This window comes from Lysinibacillus sp. 38-6, assembly GCF_046245175.1.
Taxonomy (GTDB): Bacteria; Bacillota; Bacilli; order Bacillales_A; family Planococcaceae; genus Lysinibacillus.
Window position 1 is genome coordinate 824,065 of record NZ_CP176417.1, and the last position, 16,805, is coordinate 840,869.

At 39.5% G+C, this 16,805-nt stretch carries 16 protein-coding genes; 14 read left to right on the forward strand and 2 right to left on the reverse strand.

Annotation, left to right across the window (positions count from 1 at the left end; all coding sequences use genetic code 11):
* Positions 1–31: 31 nt before the first annotated feature.
* Together ACKVEV_RS04310 and ACKVEV_RS04315 are read left to right on the forward strand one after the other, a co-directional pair.
* Entirely contained in the window at positions 32–682 is a 651-nt protein-coding gene (locus tag ACKVEV_RS04310; RefSeq protein ID WP_409369170.1) for an amino acid ABC transporter permease, read from the forward strand.
* 167 nt (positions 683–849) lie between these two features.
* A complete protein-coding gene (locus tag ACKVEV_RS04315) occupies positions 850–1,380 on the forward strand; it encodes a DUF1572 family protein (protein WP_409369171.1) in 531 nt (176 codons plus the stop codon).
* A 243-nt stretch (positions 1,381–1,623) separates the two neighbouring features.
* On the opposite strand, the gene ACKVEV_RS04320 is transcribed toward ACKVEV_RS04315, so the two are convergent.
* On the reverse strand, positions 1,624–3,018 hold the full coding sequence (locus tag ACKVEV_RS04320; RefSeq protein ID WP_409369172.1) for an alanine/glycine:cation symporter family protein: 1,395 nt from the start codon (positions 3,016–3,018) through the stop codon (positions 1,624–1,626).
* A 385-nt stretch (positions 3,019–3,403) separates the two neighbouring features.
* Between ACKVEV_RS04320 and ACKVEV_RS04325 the strand changes: the two genes are divergently transcribed.
* The 12 genes from ACKVEV_RS04325 to ACKVEV_RS04380 all read left to right on the forward strand — a co-directional run bounded on the left by ACKVEV_RS04325 (position 3,404) and on the right by ACKVEV_RS04380 (position 15,614).
* Positions 3,404–4,093, forward strand: coding sequence for an aspartate/glutamate racemase family protein (locus tag ACKVEV_RS04325; protein ID WP_409369173.1), 690 nt, complete (start codon positions 3,404–3,406; stop codon positions 4,091–4,093).
* Between the two features lie 15 nt (positions 4,094–4,108).
* Positions 4,109–5,170 carry a P1 family peptidase gene (locus tag ACKVEV_RS04330; RefSeq protein ID WP_409369174.1) on the forward strand — a complete coding sequence of 354 codons (1,062 nt, stop codon included), beginning with the start codon at positions 4,109–4,111 and terminating at the stop codon, positions 5,168–5,170.
* A gap of 328 nt (positions 5,171–5,498) precedes the next feature.
* A complete protein-coding gene (locus ACKVEV_RS04335) occupies positions 5,499–6,239 on the forward strand; it encodes a M15 family metallopeptidase (RefSeq protein ID WP_409369175.1) in 741 nt (246 codons plus the stop codon).
* Positions 6,236–7,030 carry a M55 family metallopeptidase gene (locus ACKVEV_RS04340; protein WP_409369176.1) on the forward strand — a complete coding sequence of 265 codons (795 nt, stop codon included), beginning with the start codon at positions 6,236–6,238 and terminating at the stop codon, positions 7,028–7,030. The genes ACKVEV_RS04335 and ACKVEV_RS04340 overlap by 4 nt, the downstream gene beginning before the upstream one ends.
* A 164-nt stretch (positions 7,031–7,194) precedes the next feature.
* On the forward strand, positions 7,195–9,018 hold the full coding sequence (locus ACKVEV_RS04345) for a peptide ABC transporter substrate-binding protein (RefSeq protein WP_409369177.1): 1,824 nt from the start codon (positions 7,195–7,197) through the stop codon (positions 9,016–9,018).
* A 135-nt stretch (positions 9,019–9,153) separates the two neighbouring features.
* Positions 9,154–10,098, forward strand: a complete 945-nt coding sequence (locus ACKVEV_RS04350; protein WP_409369178.1) for an ABC transporter permease — start codon at positions 9,154–9,156, stop codon at positions 10,096–10,098.
* The gene (locus ACKVEV_RS04355) at positions 10,098–11,072 is read left to right on the forward strand and encodes an ABC transporter permease (protein ID WP_409369179.1); all 975 of its coding nucleotides are present in this window, start codon (positions 10,098–10,100) and stop codon (positions 11,070–11,072) included. The genes ACKVEV_RS04350 and ACKVEV_RS04355 overlap by 1 nt, the downstream gene beginning before the upstream one ends.
* Before the next feature lie 12 nt (positions 11,073–11,084).
* The gene (locus tag ACKVEV_RS04360) at positions 11,085–12,146 is read left to right on the forward strand and encodes an ABC transporter ATP-binding protein (protein ID WP_409369180.1); all 1,062 of its coding nucleotides are present in this window, start codon (positions 11,085–11,087) and stop codon (positions 12,144–12,146) included.
* Positions 12,136–13,083, forward strand: coding sequence for an ATP-binding cassette domain-containing protein (locus ACKVEV_RS04365; protein WP_409370499.1), 948 nt, complete (start codon positions 12,136–12,138; stop codon positions 13,081–13,083). Before ACKVEV_RS04360 ends, ACKVEV_RS04365 begins: the two co-directional genes overlap by 11 nt.
* Entirely contained in the window at positions 13,080–14,009 is a 930-nt protein-coding gene (locus ACKVEV_RS04370; RefSeq protein ID WP_409369181.1) for an LD-carboxypeptidase, read from the forward strand. Before ACKVEV_RS04365 ends, ACKVEV_RS04370 begins: the two co-directional genes overlap by 4 nt.
* 7 nt (positions 14,010–14,016) lie before the next feature.
* Positions 14,017–14,802: a serine hydrolase gene (locus tag ACKVEV_RS04375; RefSeq protein WP_409369183.1), complete on the forward strand. Its 786-nt coding sequence runs from the start codon at positions 14,017–14,019 to the stop codon at positions 14,800–14,802.
* Entirely contained in the window at positions 14,799–15,614 is an 816-nt protein-coding gene (locus ACKVEV_RS04380; protein ID WP_409369185.1) for a C40 family peptidase, read from the forward strand. The genes ACKVEV_RS04375 and ACKVEV_RS04380 overlap by 4 nt, the downstream gene beginning before the upstream one ends.
* Before the next feature lie 97 nt (positions 15,615–15,711).
* Here the strand turns inward: ACKVEV_RS04380 and ACKVEV_RS04385 are convergent, their stop codons facing one another.
* On the reverse strand, positions 15,712–16,470 hold the full coding sequence (locus ACKVEV_RS04385) for a glucosaminidase domain-containing protein (RefSeq protein WP_409369186.1): 759 nt from the start codon (positions 16,468–16,470) through the stop codon (positions 15,712–15,714).
* Positions 16,471–16,805: the final 335 nt, after the last annotated feature.

Sequence of the window (16,805 nt, forward strand, 5' to 3'; positions counted from 1 at the left end):
ACAACAATGATGATACAGAGTGGGTGAATAGATGTTAGAGATTTTTCAATCGAATTATAAAATGCTTTTTGATGCACTATGGGTAACACTGTCAGTAACTGTTTGTTCATTAGTTTTAGGGAGTATTGTCGGGTTAATTATCGCGTTTTTTAATATGTCCAAAATAAAAGTACTTAATTATTTTGCAGTGGTGTATTTAGCCATTATCCGCGGTACACCAATGATCGTTCAAATTTTTATTTTATATTTTGGGATATCTTCATTTTTAACACTACCTTCTTTTTGGGCAGGTGTATTAGCATTAGCAGTCCATAATGGTGCGTATATTTCAGAAATTTTCCGCGGGGCCATTCAGTCGATTGATCGTGGTCAAATGGAAGCGGCACGTTCATTAGGGATGTCACAGTCGTTAGGTATGCGCCGAGTCATTTTACCTCAAGCGTTGCGCAGAGCGATTCCGCCACTAGGCAATCAATTTATCATATTATTGAAGGAATCCGCGCTTGTTGCTTATATCGGTATGGCAGATTTATGGAGCACAACGTTAGCGATTGCCGGTGCAAATTATCGCCCGTTAGAAACGTATATGGTGACTGGAGCCTTTTATTTAGTGCTTGTGTTAGCATTTACGTTTATATTTAATAGAATGGAAAAGCGTTTAAACTTACAGACGCGTCATTAAAGGAAAACTGTAGCAACGAGTCCGTTTGCTACAGTTTTTTTATGGTTACGGTGCCTTGGTTACGGTGCCTGGCACTGAAAAAATTGGCAAAATTCAAAATTGTTTGTGTGCCTGGCACTTGGAGAAAGATCAATGTACCGGCTTCAAATAAGGGGAGGTAGATGTGTATGAGCATAGGTGAAACATATTTAAATGTCGTACAAGAAAGATTTAAGTCTGTCAAAGTGGATGGCGATAAAACGCTTGCGCAATTAGACATTGAGCAATTGCACTGGGCTTTTAATGAGGAGTCGAATAGTATTGCAGTCATTGTCAAACACGTTAGCGGTAATATGATTTCAAGGTGGACTGACTTTTTAACAACGGACGGTGAGAAAAAGACAAGGGATCGTGATGATGAATTTTTTGATAGTATTATTTCAAAAGAAGAGCTAATCGCAACATGGGAAAAGGGCTGGCACGTATTTTTTAACGCTTTACATAGTTTAACAGAAGCGGATTTGTTGAAGTTTGTAACAATTAGGGGGCAGCAGCATTCGGTAATAGACGCGATTGAAAGACAGATGGCGCATTATGCATCGCATGTTGGGCAGATTGTCTATGTCGCGAAGCAATTAAAAGGAGACGACTGGAAAACTTTGAGTATTCCAAGAGGACAATCACAGGCGTTTACACAAGCAATGTTAAAAAAGCAATAACTGATAACTTCGTAAGCGTGCAGAAGCTATTCATAAATTGTGTGAGAATTGTGTGAGTGCCTGGCACTTTCGAAAGAAAAAATCCACTTGCTTTCCGCTCAACACACCATCAGCCGCAACCCTCTATTGACGAGGATAGTTGCGACAGACAGGATGTTTAAGCGGTAGTTTAAGTGGATATAACAAAGTTGAGATATCTGAAAATTTAAAATTGTTTGAGTGCCTGGCACTTAATGTAGGAACTTAACGTTCATCTTCCCAGCAATCTGTATTTTTTAATCCTGGGATGGATTTTGCGTAAAACACAGGGTTTTTACCGCTTTTACGTTGCGCCGTAAAATCATCTAAGACGCGGAAGGCTATTTTGCCAAGTATCATAATAACCGTAATATTAATCAGCGCCATTAAGCCCATAAATAGATCGGCTAAGTTCCAAACAAGTTGCACTTGCGCAATTGAACCGAACATTACCATAGCGAGCACTAATAGTCGATAAACCGTCATCCAACCTTTGTGAGCATTGATAAATTCAATATTCGATTCTCCGTAATAATAATTACCAATAACAGAGCTGAAAGCGAAAAAGATAATACTAATCGCGATAAAGTAAGGAGCCCAGTCGCCAACATGTACAGCTAATGAATTTTGCGTTAAGACGATACCATTACTTTCACCGGTTTCGTATAAGCCTGCCAAAATAATGATAAAAGCAGTAGCTGAACAAATCATGATTGTATCAAAAAATACGCCTAAGCTTTGTACAAGTCCTTGCTTAGCAGGGTGCGATGTATTGGCTGTCGCTGCCGCATTTGGCACACTACCCATACCAGCTTCGTTTGAAAATAAGCCTCGACGAACACCTTGCATGATGGCTATCCCAATGGCGCCGCCAGCCGCTTCTCGTAGTCCAAAGGCTTGAGAGAAAATCAGCTTGAACACTGCCGGAATTTCTCCAAAATTCGTTACAATCACATAAAGTGCAACGAGTAAATAAAATACGGCCATTACAGGTACAATTACTTGTGTAAATTTAACAATTCTATGTACACCACCGAAAATAATCATAGCTGTTAACACAACTAAAACAATGCCGATTATAAATGGTTTAATATGAAATGCTTCACCTACAGAAGTTGCAATCGTATTGGATTGTACAGCGTTAAAAATAAAGCCAAAGCTTAATGTTAACAAAATACTAAAAACAATCCCTAATTTACGTTGTCCTAATGCCTTTTCGATATAGTAGGCAGGACCACCACGAAACGTATCGCCGTCTTTTACTTTATAAACTTGAGCTAGTGTACTTTCAATAAAAGCTGTAGCCATCCCAAGTATCGCGATAATCCACATCCAAAATACGGCGCCAGGTCCACCAACACCAATAGCAAGGGCAACACCTGTTATATTACCAGTACCTACACGCGACGCTGCGCTAATCGTGAATGCCTGGAACGGAGAAACACCTGACTCACCATCTCTTTTTTCAGTTATTAATCGGAACATTTCTGGGAAAAGACGTATTTGCACAAACTTAGAGCCGAATGAAAAATATAATCCAGCCGCTAATAATAGAATGATTAAAAGATACGTCCATAAAATATTATTTGTACTATCTACAATATTCGATATCCATTCCATTTGTATTCCTCCTTTTTTTCAATAAGTTTTAGTCTACACTTTTTTTAAAGTAAATATCAAATTTTTGAAAATTCATAATAATAAAATGATATTTTAGAGGGATAGTTTTTTTATTTTGCGAATATTTAAACAGTGGTATTATAGTAGAGAAAGGATATTGCTGATGTTGTGCAAATCATTCTGTACCTCGTTAGTATTAATCTTGGTATTGCTTTTATACCTATTAATAGTAGAGATGAAACGTTTATTTTTTATTATAGAACATCATTTTTTACCAACATTAAGTGGTTATTTTTACTTCTATTTTATTAAAAAATGACAAACTTTTCACGAATGTTCATTCTATTGTAGCGATATACATTACATGGAAAAGGGAGCTGAAATTATGAAGACAATGGGATTAATAGGTGGTATGAGCTGGGAGTCTTCCGCTTTGTATTACCGACTTATCAATGAAAAAGTGAAGCAGCAATTAGGAGGGCTTCATTCAGCAAAATGCCTATTATATAGTGTCGATTTTCAAGAAATAGAGCACTATCAAGCGAACGGACAATGGCAACATGCGGGGCAACTTTTAGCTGAAGCGGCATTATCATTACAAAAAGCGGGAGCCGATTTCATTGTTATTTGTACAAATACGATGCATAAAGTCATTGATAAGATTGAAGCACGTATTACGATTCCAATTTTACATATTGCTGATGCAACAGCATTACAAATTCAACAAGCTGGTATTCAAACCATTGCATTGCTAGGTACAAAATATACGATGGAGCAAGATTTTTATAAAAAGAGAATTGAGCAGTTTGGTATTGCTGTTATCGTGCCAGACGAGGAAGAACGAACAGTTGTCAATCGTATTATTTACGAGGAATTATGTTTAGGTCGAATTGAAGCAGCTTCAAAAGAACGCTATTTACAAGTGATTGACAACCTTATGAAAGCTGGTGCACAAGGCATTATTCTAGGTTGTACGGAAATTGGTTTATTAATTAAACAAGATGATGTGCCAATTCCTGTTTTCGACACGACCGTTATTCATGCATTGGCGGCAGTAGACAAGGCACTCGCATAAAGAAGGAGCGATAAAATGACAAAAAAAGTGCGGGATATGGGCATGATCATTGGCATGTTACCTGTCGGAGAAAAAAATTGTATTACAGATGTCAAAGGTGTACAAGTGGGCCATGTTACGCTCGATGAAGTGATAAATGATAAGGGAGCATATGCCTGTACAGGGGTGACGGCCATCTTACCGCATGGTGGTAATTTATTTCAACAAAAAGTAACAGGTGCAAGCTATGTACTCAACGGTTTTGGTAAAACGACAGGACTTGTTCAAGTAAATGAGCTAGGTGTTATTGAATCGCCAATTATGCTGACCAATACGTTTGGTGTGCCTGCTGTCACACAAGGCACTTTGCAATATATGTTAGACACCAATTTAGAAATTGGTGATACGACAGGGACGATTAATCTTGTTGTTGGAGAATGTAATGATAGTTATTTAAATTCTATTCGGGCTTGTCCAGTCACACCTCAGCACGCAATAGAAGCCATTCATAATGCTTCAGAAAATAGTGCGCAAGAAGGTGCTGTCGGGGCAGGAAAAGGAATGGTTTGTTTTGGCTATAAAGGTGGCATAGGCTCGTCATCGCGCATTGTAACTGTAGCGCATGAAGAAATCCAAATCCAATATACCGTTGGCTGTTTAGTCCTAACTAATTTCGGCCAGCGAACGGAGTTTTTTACGGAGCGTTTTCCCGTTGAAAGTTCTGAAGATCAATCTGTCGTATCGCCGACCGACGGCTCTATTATTATTGTGCTGGCGACGGATGCGCCACTCAGTAGCCGCCAACTTACACGCGTCATTAAACGTTGCGGTATAGGGCTAGGACGGACAGGTAGTCATTTTTCGCATGGAAGTGGTGATATTGTCATTGGTTTTACGACGGCACATCGCATTGCCCATCATTCAGACAGCTATTTAGAAACACGTAAACAACTACGTGAAGATCATCCGATTATGAATCAGCTATTTACAGCCGCTGCAGAGGCAACAGAGGAAGCGATTTTAAACTCACTATCACAAGCACAAACAACAACTGGTCGAGACGGCCATGTAGTAGAAGCCTATAATTTTCATAATTAAACGTAAAGCTATTGAACATGATGGTGTTTCAATAGCTTTTCTTAACTTCTTTTCCGTATACCCCATTCAACACCTCATTTTCGTCTATATACTACAATGTTCAAAAATCAAATATCGCTCAATTCCTTTAAAAAAGTCCTGTTTCGACCAAATGTTTTCAATTTTGACCTCTTCATCGTGTAATTTGTGTAAATTTTAGATAATTACTAGTATTTTGTAATAATTCTTTTTTTATCTAGTCAATATTTATATCGTGTGTTACTATTCAATGAAAATACCGAATAATCTAATAATTAAGGGCATTCTCTCGATAATGAGGTGGGTTATCATGCAAGAAATGTGTTCTCAACCGATTGATGATGTCAGCCAAACGCCAATGAATCAACCAACTCCAAGTATTCAAAAAGTCTCCGAGCCATTGATTAAAATAGACAACCAACATCCAAGAATTTTTACGCAGCCTATCTACTACCAACAACAAATTGCTAATAGCTTACAATCGATTTATGTGCGGCAAAACGTATTAGCACGAATACAGCATGCTTTAGTCAGTTTGCCTGCTAATTATAGTTTGATTGTCTATGATGGCTTCAGGCCATTACAAGTGCAACAATATTTATTTACACATTTTGCTGAACAAATTCAAAATCAACAACCTGGATGGACAGATGACGCTATTTTTAACGAGACGTTAAAGTATGTGGCTTTTCCTAGGGCAGGGCAAGAGCATCTATTGCCACATCTAACAGGAGGGGCGATTGATGTAACACTAGGTGATGACAAAGGCAATGCACTAGATCTTGGTAGTGGCTTTGATGAACCGAGTGAAAAATCAGCGACGCGCTATTTTGAACAGCATCCCGATGAAAATAGAGCAGCACTTGTTCATCGTCGCCTTTTGTATCATTGTTTGACAGCAGTTGGTTTTACGAATTATGCGGAGGAATGGTGGCATTATGATTTTCATAATAGTGCTTGGGCAAGAAGGATGAACGCCAACGAAGCGAAATATGGTGCTATTGAGGCAAAGCTTGAAAACCATTTGATAAAGGAGTATCGATATTTATGAAAATTTATATTAGTGCAGACATTGAAGGGATTACGGGTACAACAGCCTGGAGCGAGACAGAACTGAATTCCCCAGAATATGCTTTTTTTCAAAAGCAAATGACGCAAGAAGTAGAGGCCGCAATTGTAGGCGCTATGTATGGGGGCGCAACGGAAATTTTACTAAAAGATGCCCACGACTCTGCTCGCAATCTAGATATATCGAATTTGCCCATCAATTGTAAAGTAATTCGCGGTTGGACATATGACCCGATGTGCATGGTAGCGGGTCTCGATAATAGCTTTGATCGGGCTATTTTTATCGGCTATCACAGTAAAGGTGGGAGCGAACGAAATCCATTAGCACACACGCTTAGTACAACGTCTGATATTAAAATTAACGGCGAATATGCGAGTGAATTTCTTATTAATACGTACGCTGCAGCATTACATGGCGTGCCCGTATCTTTTGTCAGTGGTGATGTCGGTTTAACGGAAGAGATTCAAGCAATCAATCCTAATATCGTCACATTTGCTACAAAGGAAGGGCTAGGCAATGCCACAATTAATGTCAGCCCCCAATTGGCCATTGCCGAAACAAAGCGACTTGTAGAGACTTCGATGAAGGTATCGCGTAATGATTTACATGTGACATTACCCGAGCGTTTTGTTGTAGAAATTATTTACCGAGACCATACACGTGCCTACCGGAATTCATTTTATCCGAATGCCACGTTTAAGCCGCATAATTCGGTTGAATTTGTTACCGATGATTATTTTGAAGTGCTACGTATATTACAGTTCTTAACATAAGAATAGACTATAGCAATGAATAACGGCTGAAGTGCCAGCCATTGTGTCATAACAAAATCGCATGAAACCAAGTTTAAGTATGAAAAATGCTATTGCAAATTGTTCCATCGAGGGTCATTGGAATAGGATGTTCATGATAAAAAAAGCTTAGGGGGATGCTCAATATGAAAAACAAGTGGTTTCTTTTAGTATGTCTAGTCGCCTTACTGTGTGCAGCCTGTAGTGATGGTGCTTCGGATGACAAAAAATCCGAGTATCGGGTCGTTTATTCAGGCGAAATTAAAACATTAAATTATTTAAAAACATCTGAAACGAATGAATTTGCGGTTGCGGCAAATTTAGTGGACGGGCTCATTGAATATGATAAGTATGGGGTCGTACAACCAGGCATCGCACAAGAATGGTCGTCAAATGAAGATGCAACTGTTTGGACATTTAAACTGCGGGATGATGTGAAATGGGTTACCCATGAAGGCAAGGAATATGCAGATGTGGTAGCACAAGACTTTGTCGATGGCTTACAGTATGTACTCGATGCAAAAAATGAATCTTCGACAGTTTGGAGTGCAACGGTTGTAAAAAATGGTGAAGCATTCTACAACGGGGAGTTAACGGATTTTTCAAAGGTAGGCATTAAAGCGCTTGATAAAAATACTGTTGAATATACGTTAGAGGCACCTACACCATATTTCCTTTCGATGTTGAACTATGTTTGTTTCTTCCCAGTGAATGGGAAGTTTTTAACTGAAACTGGGGAGAAGTTCGGCACGACACGCGAAAATTTCCTTTATAACGGCGCTTATATTTTAGAGAAATTTGAGCCGCAAAATGAGCGACTACTAGTGAAAAATGACACATATTGGGATAAGGATAATGTTCTAATTGAACGAATTCGTTATAAATATAACAAAGAAGCGGCAACAGTAGCTCCAGAGTTATTTTTACGTGGTGAAGTAGATACAGCGGAAATTCCAACGTCCATTATTGACGAATGGTTCAATGACGAGAAGAAAAAATCACAAGTTCGTCAAACGCAAAACAATTTTTATTCCTATTTCTATGCATTAAACTTCGATCCTCAATTTGATGCACAATATGAACCGGAAAATTGGAAGGTTGCAGTCAATAATAAAGATTTTCGAAAATCACTATTCCATGCACTCGACCGTGTATCTGCGATGTTAACAGTCGAACCATATAATCCGCAAGATTTACTAAGCAATACAATTACACCGAAAAACTTTGTGGATGTAGAAGGGGTAGACTACACACAACTAGAGCCACTAGCTAAGATTACAAGCAATGATTCCTTTAACAAAGATTTAGCATTACAGTTCAAGGAAAAAGCAATGGCTGCGCTGGAAGGGAAAGCGACGTTCCCAGTAAAAGTAGTAATGCCATACAACTCAGGCATGCCAGACTGGGCAAATCGTACACAAGTCATTGAACAACAATTAGAAAAATTATTAGGTGAGGACTATGTGGATATTATCGTCGAAGCGGGTCCTTCGACAGGCTTCTTATCAGAAGTTCGACGTCCAGGTAAGTTTGCATTAATCGAAGCAAACTGGGGTCCAGATTATGCAGATCCGTCAACGTATACCGAGCCCTTTAGTGTGGATGGCACCTACAATAAACCGGATTTAGCAGAAGGCTATAAAGAAGCAAATGGCAAAACAACGTATTTGAATTTATTGGATAAGGCGAAGGCAACAATTGAGACGACACAACGCTATAATCTATTTGCTCAAGCTGAAGCTTTCCTAATTGAAGAAGCATTTGTCATTCCGTATTCAGTAGGGGGTAGCGGCTATGTCGCTTCAAAATTAAATCCATTTGAAGCGCAATATTCGCCATTTGGTGTGACGGCAGAGAAGTTTAAAGGGCAAAAAGTGTTAGACAAACCAATGAGTAATGATGAGTTTAAGGAAGCTTTAGCACAGTGGGAGCAAGAACGTGCGAATGCATTAACCAATGCCACAAAATAATATAGAGGAATAATCATTGCCAAGCTTCAAACAGTAGGCAACTAGTGGTGATTTTTCAAGATGAGGAGATGACCGAAAATGCTGATTCGGCATCTCCTTTGTACTTTTACAGCGATTTGGAGGGAGGACGCTTGTATGCTGTGGTATGTCGGTAAGCGTTTATTACAATCCGTTATAACACTGTTCATTATTATTACGATCGTGTTTTCGTTATTACGGTTAATGCCTGAAGAAGGCTATTTAGGGGCAGCAGCAGAAAAAATGTCACCGGCTCAAAAGGAAGTGTATTTAACGAGTTTAGGGTTACGTGATCCTTTGCCTGTCCAATTAGGGAATTTTTATGCGGATTTATTGCAAGGTGATTTGGGCAAATCCGTTACATATCGTACGGATGTGCCTGTTGTGACCATTATTGCAGATAAATTAATGTATTCACTGTTATTTGGCTTAGGGGCGGTTGCTTTATCATTGTTAATCGGCGTGCCGCTAGGGATTATGATGGCCCAAATGAAGGGGCGCTGGCTGGATCGGCTTGGGACGGGCTACATCGTTTTTGTCGTTGCCGTCCCAGCTGCCGTGTATTACTTAGTTATTCAAATGTATATTACCGATCTTTTTCATCTACCTATGCTCTTTGATGAATATAGACCGATTACTTGGCTATTACCACTTACGTCAATGGCGTTAGCACCGACTGCTTCTTATGCGATGTGGATGCGCCGCTACATGGTTGATGAACTAAACAAAGATTATATTAAGCTAGCACGTGCAAAAGGTGTAAAAGAGCGCACGTTGATGTTTAGTCATGTGTTGCGCAATGCCTTTATCCCGATGGCGCAATATTTGCCAGCCACACTCCTCTTTACTATTACAGGCTCTATTTATATTGAGTCATTGTACTCTATTCCAGGCATGGGTGGTTTGCTCGTGGATGCGATTCAACGCCAGGATAATACCATTGTTCAAGGTTTAGTGCTTGTCTTTTCGTCACTTGGCATTATTGGTTTGATTTTAGGAGATATTGCTATGGCGCTCGTTGATCCACGCATTAAATTAGGGAAAGGGGAGAGTGTGCGCTAATGGGCCTTTATACAGAGGAAATCGATAATATTTCAGATAAGTCTCGCGCCGAACTATTTGAATTTTTTGAAACAAGTGATCGTCAGGCCGAAGAAACAGCCTATTCTAATTATTCTTATTGGCGCTCAACTTGGCAATCTTTCTTAAAAAATCGCATGGCGGTTTTGTTATTAGCGCTCGTTTTCATCATAGTTGCATTTACCATTTTCCAGCCATATTTACCTGTCCAAAAATCTCCGACCGAAATTTATCTCGATGACCAAACGGGATTACAAGCTCGCAATATTGCCCCGAACGCTGAATTTTGGTTTGGTACGAACTCTATTGGGCAAGATTTATGGTCTCGCATTTGGGCTGGTACGAGAACATCATTAATGATTGGCTGTGTTGTCGCACTTGTAGAAGCGGTTCTCGGCATTACAATTGGCACACTATGGGGGTTTTCTCGCAAGCTCGAACTGCCCATTACACAGCTTTATAACGTCGTAGATAATATTCCAACAACGATCGTCCTTATTTTAATGTCCTATATTTTACGTCCTAGCATTTCGACCATCATTATTGCCATGTGTATTACTGGCTGGGTAGAAATGGCACGTTTTATCCGTAATCAAATCGTTATTTTACGGGATCGTGAATACAACTTAGCCTCTAAATGCTTGGGCACGCCAGACTATCGAATAATTATAAAAAATTTACTACCTTATTTAATCTCTGTCATCATGCTGCGGATGAGTTTAGCGATTCCATTTGCCATCGGTGCAGAAGTGTTTTTAACGTATATCGGTTTAGGGCTACCGATTAGTGAGCCATCATTAGGGAATTTAATTAATGAAGGTCGTGTGCTCATGATGTCACCAGATTTAAGGTATCAGTTAATTTTCCCAAGTATTGTACTAAGTGTTATTACTATAGCATTTTATATTATTGGTAATGCATTTGCAGATGCAGCAGATCCGAAAAATCATGTGTAAAGGGGGATGACAATGGTTGTGAAAAAATCTCAATCCCGAATTTTAGCCATTCAAAACTTAGTTATACAATTTACACTACGGGGTCAAATACTAACAGCAATTCGAGGTATCTCTCTTGATCTTTATCAAGGTGAAAGTCTTGCCATCGTTGGAGAATCAGGTTCGGGAAAGTCAGTGCTGATGAAGTCCATTATGGGCTTGCTCGATAAAAACGGTACGATCGAGCAAGGACAAATTTTATACAACGAAATGGATTTAGCGCAGTTTACAACAGAACAACAGTGGTTGAACATTCGAGGCAAAGAAATCGCCATTGTGACGCAAGACCCGATGACTTCATTGAATCCATTAAAAACAATTGGCAAGCAAATTGAGGAGTGTGTCGTGTTACATCAAGGACTAAAAGGCATAACCGCCTATCAAGAAACATTAAAATTATTAACGGACGTCGGTATTGATGATGTAAAGAAGCGCTATAAGCAATATCCTCACGAATTTTCAGGGGGGATGCGACAGCGAATTGTTATTGCCATTGCCCTTGCCTGTAAACCGAAAATTTTAATTTGTGATGAGCCAACGACAGCACTTGACGTCACGATTCAAGCACAAATTTTGCAGCTATTAAAAACACTTCAACAAAAATACGGCTTAACAACCGTTTATATTACACATGATTTAGGGGTTGTTGCAAAAGTAGCGGATCGGGTCGCCGTGATGTATGCAGGAGATGTCATTGAGGTCGGGGGCACACATGAAATATTTTTTAATGGCAAGCATCCATATACATGGGCACTTCTATCGTCCTTACCACAGCTCGGCACAAAAGGGCAACAGCTCTATGCAATTAAAGGTACCCCGCCCAACCTTTTTAAAGAAATAAAAGGAGATGCCTTTGCTCCACGCAATCCATATGCTTTAAAGATCGATTATGAGCTACGCCCTCCCTTTTTTCAAGTTAGCGAGACACACTATGCACGTACATGGCTACTCGATCCACGTGCCCCAAAAGTAGAGCCTCCCGCAGCGCTACAAGCTTTTTTTGAAGAAGGGAGATTGTATGCCAATGAACGATAAAGAAGTATTAGTCGAAGTGAAAAACTTGAACATTACTTTTGGCAAAGGGAAAAATAAATTTGTGGCCATTAACAATGTTAGCTTTGATATTTATAAAGGGGAAACTTTTGGCTTAGTAGGTGAATCGGGCTCGGGGAAAACGACCATTGGGCGCGCCATAATGCGCATCAATGAAGTAACAGACGGTCAAATTTACTATCATGGTAAGAAAATTAACGGCAAAATTACGAAAGCATGGGATCGTGAAATTACGCAAAAAATTCAAATGATTTTTCAAGACCCGATGGCATCACTGAACGAACGCGCAAAGGTCGACTATATTATTGCAGAAGGACTTATCAATACGAAAAATTTTAAAGATGTGGCTGACCGTCAGCAAAAAGTACAAAATGCGCTTTTAAATGTTGGCCTATTGCCGGAATTTGCTAGCCGCTTTCCGCATGAATTTTCTGGCGGTCAACGTCAACGAATTGGCATTGCGCGCGCATTAGTGATGGAGCCGGAATTTATTATTGCGGATGAGCCGATTTCCGCACTAGACGTCTCCATTCGGGCGCAAGTGTTGAATTTGCTTACAAACATTCAAGAAAAAAATAACTTAACTTATTTATTTATTGCGCATGATTTATCGATTGTACGATTTATTACAGATCGTACTGCAGTAATATACAAAGGACAAATTGTTGAATTAGCAGAAACAGAAACGCTTTTTAGCAATCCAATCCATCCTTATACGAAGGCGTTATTATCGGCTGTCCCAGAACCAAATCCGTATAAGGAGAGCCAGAAGGTTGTGGAAATTTATAACCCGTTACAGCATCGATATGATATCACACCCCCTTCATTTGTGGAAATAGAGCAAGGGCATTTTGTTTTGGCAAACGAAGAGGAAGTGGCTAATTATCGAGCAGCACAAAAAGTGGAGGTGAATGAATGATTCGACCGAAAGCTTTGTCAAAAGGGGATACGATCGGGCTTATTAGTGCATCAGGTGCAACGCCACCAGAAAAGCTTAACGCTGCGATTGACAGTATAGAAAAGCTCGGGTTTAACGTGATTGTAGGTGAGACATGTCGTGCAAGGCATGGTTATTTAGCTGGCTCGGATGAACTTCGTGCGCAAGATGTGAATGACATGTTCCGTAATCCACAAGTAGATGGGATTTTCTGTATACGAGGAGGCTACGGGGCAACGAAAATTTTACCTAGACTTGATTTCGCCATGATACAAGCGAATCCAAAGGTATTTGCAGGCTATAGCGATGTGACGGCATTACATATTGCCTTTAATCAACAATGTAAGTTTGTCACCTATCATACGCCTATGCCTTCCACCGAATTTATTACGCAAAACATGGATCAATATACGTGGGATTCTTTCCGCAAGCAGGTAATGGCAACAGATAACAATGATTTACTACTGAATCCTGCACAGCAACCAATGACAACACTCGTGTCGGGAAAAGCGACAGGGCAACTGATAGGAGGTAATTTAACGCTTGTAACTGCATCTCTTGGCACACCTTATGAAATAGACACGAAAGGTAAGATTTTATTTTTGGAAGATATAGATGAGAGCGAACAGCGTGTTGACCGCATGCTAACACAGTTAAAACTAGCAGGCAAGCTCGATGATGCTGCAGGGTTACTATTAGGGGCATGGACCAATTGTGGGCCTGAAAATCCACAGCACCCAGATCATAGCTTATCATTGCAGACGATTTTTGAGGAAATTTTAACACCATTGCAGAAACCAATTTTAATGGATCTTGCTTGTGGTCACTGTTTACCAACAATGTCCTTACCTTTAGGTCGAACAATCATCGTGCACGCAGAAACACAAAAAATAAAAGTTGTAGGGTAGGTGCGCTATGCAACAAACCATTCAACATATCATCCAACAAGCTCCATACAAAGTGCATATGTTTGTCAAAGACTTTAAAACGAATCAGTTCATTATACAAGAGCGCTTTGATGAGCCATTTTCTAGTGCAAGCCTCATTAAAGTACCTATTCTTATTGCTGTATTCGATTATATAGAACAACACAATGTGTCCTTACATCAAGTTTTGACGATACGACCTGAAGACTGGGTTGACTTTAGTGTAATTAGCGAACAACGCATAACGACAAGTTCAATCTATGAGCTATTAGTATGGATGATTACGGCAAGTGACAATACAGCAACCAATGTGATAATCGATTTTATCGGCTTAGAGACGCTTAATACGTACTTTTGGAACATTGGACTTACCCAAACACGAATACAACGAAAAATGATGGACTTTGAACGGCTGGCAGAAGGCATGGATAATAGTACAAGTGCTCGTGATATGGCACATCTTTTTAGCCGCATATACGATCAAAACCTTTTAACACCACCGTATAATCAGCTTGTTATCGATATATTGTGCCGCCAGCGCTTCCATGACTGCTTACGCCGTTATATAGCCGACGATATAAAATTAGCCCATAAAACAGGCAGCCTTGATAGCGTTGACCATGATGTAGGGATCCTTTACAATAACGCGCAAGATTATTGTATTGGTGTATTTATTACAGAAGTTACCGAAAACGAACTTGCCCGCCAATTAATCGGTCGTCTTTCAAAAGTTATTTATGATAATCGAATAATATGGAAAGGAGAGGCGACATGAATGCGATTGTTACCGCAATGATTGCCAATTTACATGCAGCACCAAACAGTACTTCTGAGTTGATTGATGAAGTGCTTTACGGCATGCCAGTACAAATTGTAGAGGAGCTAGAAAACAACTGGGTATATGTTCGTACTAGCTATCGTTATGAAGGGTATTGTCTAAAAAATCAATTGCTAGTCGATGCAAGAAAAACAAGTGCTTGGTTATCAGATGCCCAACATGTGATTAGTCAACGTTTTGCAGATGTTTTACAACAACCAAAAATTCAAAGTACGAAAATAAAGACATTCGTAAAAGGTTCTATTGTGCAAAACGTAGTGTTGGAGGGGCCACTCGATACGCAATGGGTAGCTGTTCAATTGGCTACGGGGGAAATCGGCTATTTACGTCAACAATGGCTGCAACAAAAAGTTGTAGAAAATAGCCTTACAGAATCTTTGTTTAGAGAGAAAGTCGTCGCAACGGCGCTTAGCTATATAGCAACCCCTTATCGCTGGGGAGGGAAGTCACCGCTCGGCATTGATTGCTCGGGCTTGTGCTCGATGGCCTATATGCTTAATGGCGTAACAATTTTCCGTGATGCTAAAATTGAAGCAAGTTTTCCAATCAAGGAAATAGCCTTTGAGCGTATGCAAAAAGGAGACTTATTGTTTTTCCCTGGCCATGTAGCGATGTATATAGAGGACACACTTTATGTCCATTCATCGCTCGATGGAAATGAAGTCAATATTAATAGTCTCGATGAACAACATCCGTTATATCGGAAAGATTTAGCAACGACTATTACCGCCATTGGCAGCATCTTTTAAGCTTGGTCACGACAAAACGAGGTATTCAACGGCTGAACCATTGAATACCTCGCCTATTGCCCATCTTGTGCACTTTGTTTATGTAGCATTTGTACGTTCAATATTGATAAATATTTAATTGTTGCCCAGCTTCAAGTGCATCAGATCGCAGTTGGTTCCATTGCTTAATGGATGTAACTTTAACATTATGCATCTGTGCAATACGCGTTAGCGAGTCGCCATTTGCCACTGTAATTGTTTTTTTATTTTTCACAGGGTTATCGTATTGTTGTAGATCGTACTTGACGATTAATTGATTCAGCTTTTCATTGTATGTTGAATCAGTTGCGTAGGAGCCTGTTAAAAATTTAGTCGCATCTGCATAGGATTTTGTATTACGTTTAAAAACCCCCGTATAGAAGTTTTTATTCCAAGAGACGCCGTTGCGCAGTAAATTGGCATAGTCCTTCATCGATTCCTCATAGGAAGGATATTTGCGGAATTCAGCCATCACTGTTGTCAAATTACCAGCGCCATCATCCTCAACGGTTTCAAGTGTGACAGATTCATTTTGATATTGGCCTTTCATACCAAATAAATTGTGATTAGGAGCAGAGCCTAAGCCACTTTGGCCATGCTTGCTCTCTAAAATGGCTTGTGCAATCATTACAGATGCGTATAAGTCATATTCTGCACCAAGCTGTCTTGCAGTTTCCGCAATGGAGCCTATGAATTCTTCCACACTTGGGCTTTCATCTACATATGGTTGAACGGCTATGTCTGTAGGTTTAAATACTTGCATCAACATATAAGTACAAATAAAGATAACAGAAGCTACGATAATCATTGCAATAAAAAGTTGTTTTAATAATTTCATGTTTAACGATGTTGAGTCGTTGCAACACCTTCCTCCTTTCTTTACCATTCAAAATAGTGGTCACGCTTAAAATTGTAAAACATTTAGATAAATAATGGCACCGTTTTTTCTTTAGAAATCCTCAATATTAAAACGAATAAACACATAAAAAAGTTTCGTCCGCAACACTAGTATCTACAAAAATTTAAAAGGGTTCATTGAATAAATAAATAACTATATAATAAATGTTGCTTTTGGTAGTTTATCATCTTCAACTTGTGGAAAGATATATGGGTGAGCCAAACAATAATCTGTCAATTGAACACATGACTGAGAAACTTTAAAGAACAAGGAGC

Excerpts from the sequence above, each read along its gene's own strand:
- ACKVEV_RS04310 (WP_409369170.1), top strand. The coding sequence starts at position 32 with ATGTTAGAGATTTTTCAATCGAATTATAAAATGCTTTTTGATGCACTA.
- ACKVEV_RS04315 (WP_409369171.1), top strand. The coding sequence starts at position 850 with ATGAGCATAGGTGAAACATATTTAAATGTCGTACAAGAAAGATTTAAG.
- ACKVEV_RS04320 (WP_409369172.1), bottom strand. The coding sequence starts at position 3,018 with ATGGAATGGATATCGAATATTGTAGATAGTACAAATAATATTTTATGG.
- ACKVEV_RS04325 (WP_409369173.1), top strand. The coding sequence starts at position 3,404 with ATGAAGACAATGGGATTAATAGGTGGTATGAGCTGGGAGTCTTCCGCT.
- ACKVEV_RS04330 (WP_409369174.1), top strand. The coding sequence starts at position 4,109 with ATGACAAAAAAAGTGCGGGATATGGGCATGATCATTGGCATGTTACCT.
- ACKVEV_RS04335 (WP_409369175.1), top strand. The coding sequence starts at position 5,499 with ATGCAAGAAATGTGTTCTCAACCGATTGATGATGTCAGCCAAACGCCA.
- ACKVEV_RS04340 (WP_409369176.1), top strand. The coding sequence starts at position 6,236 with ATGAAAATTTATATTAGTGCAGACATTGAAGGGATTACGGGTACAACA.
- ACKVEV_RS04345 (WP_409369177.1), top strand. The coding sequence starts at position 7,195 with ATGAAAAACAAGTGGTTTCTTTTAGTATGTCTAGTCGCCTTACTGTGT.
- ACKVEV_RS04350 (WP_409369178.1), top strand. The coding sequence starts at position 9,154 with ATGCTGTGGTATGTCGGTAAGCGTTTATTACAATCCGTTATAACACTG.
- ACKVEV_RS04355 (WP_409369179.1), top strand. The coding sequence starts at position 10,098 with ATGGGCCTTTATACAGAGGAAATCGATAATATTTCAGATAAGTCTCGC.
- ACKVEV_RS04360 (WP_409369180.1), top strand. The coding sequence starts at position 11,085 with ATGGTTGTGAAAAAATCTCAATCCCGAATTTTAGCCATTCAAAACTTA.
- ACKVEV_RS04365 (WP_409370499.1), top strand. The coding sequence starts at position 12,136 with ATGAACGATAAAGAAGTATTAGTCGAAGTGAAAAACTTGAACATTACT.
- ACKVEV_RS04370 (WP_409369181.1), top strand. The coding sequence starts at position 13,080 with ATGATTCGACCGAAAGCTTTGTCAAAAGGGGATACGATCGGGCTTATT.
- ACKVEV_RS04375 (WP_409369183.1), top strand. The coding sequence starts at position 14,017 with ATGCAACAAACCATTCAACATATCATCCAACAAGCTCCATACAAAGTG.
- ACKVEV_RS04380 (WP_409369185.1), top strand. The coding sequence starts at position 14,799 with ATGAATGCGATTGTTACCGCAATGATTGCCAATTTACATGCAGCACCA.
- ACKVEV_RS04385 (WP_409369186.1), bottom strand. The coding sequence starts at position 16,470 with ATGAAATTATTAAAACAACTTTTTATTGCAATGATTATCGTAGCTTCT.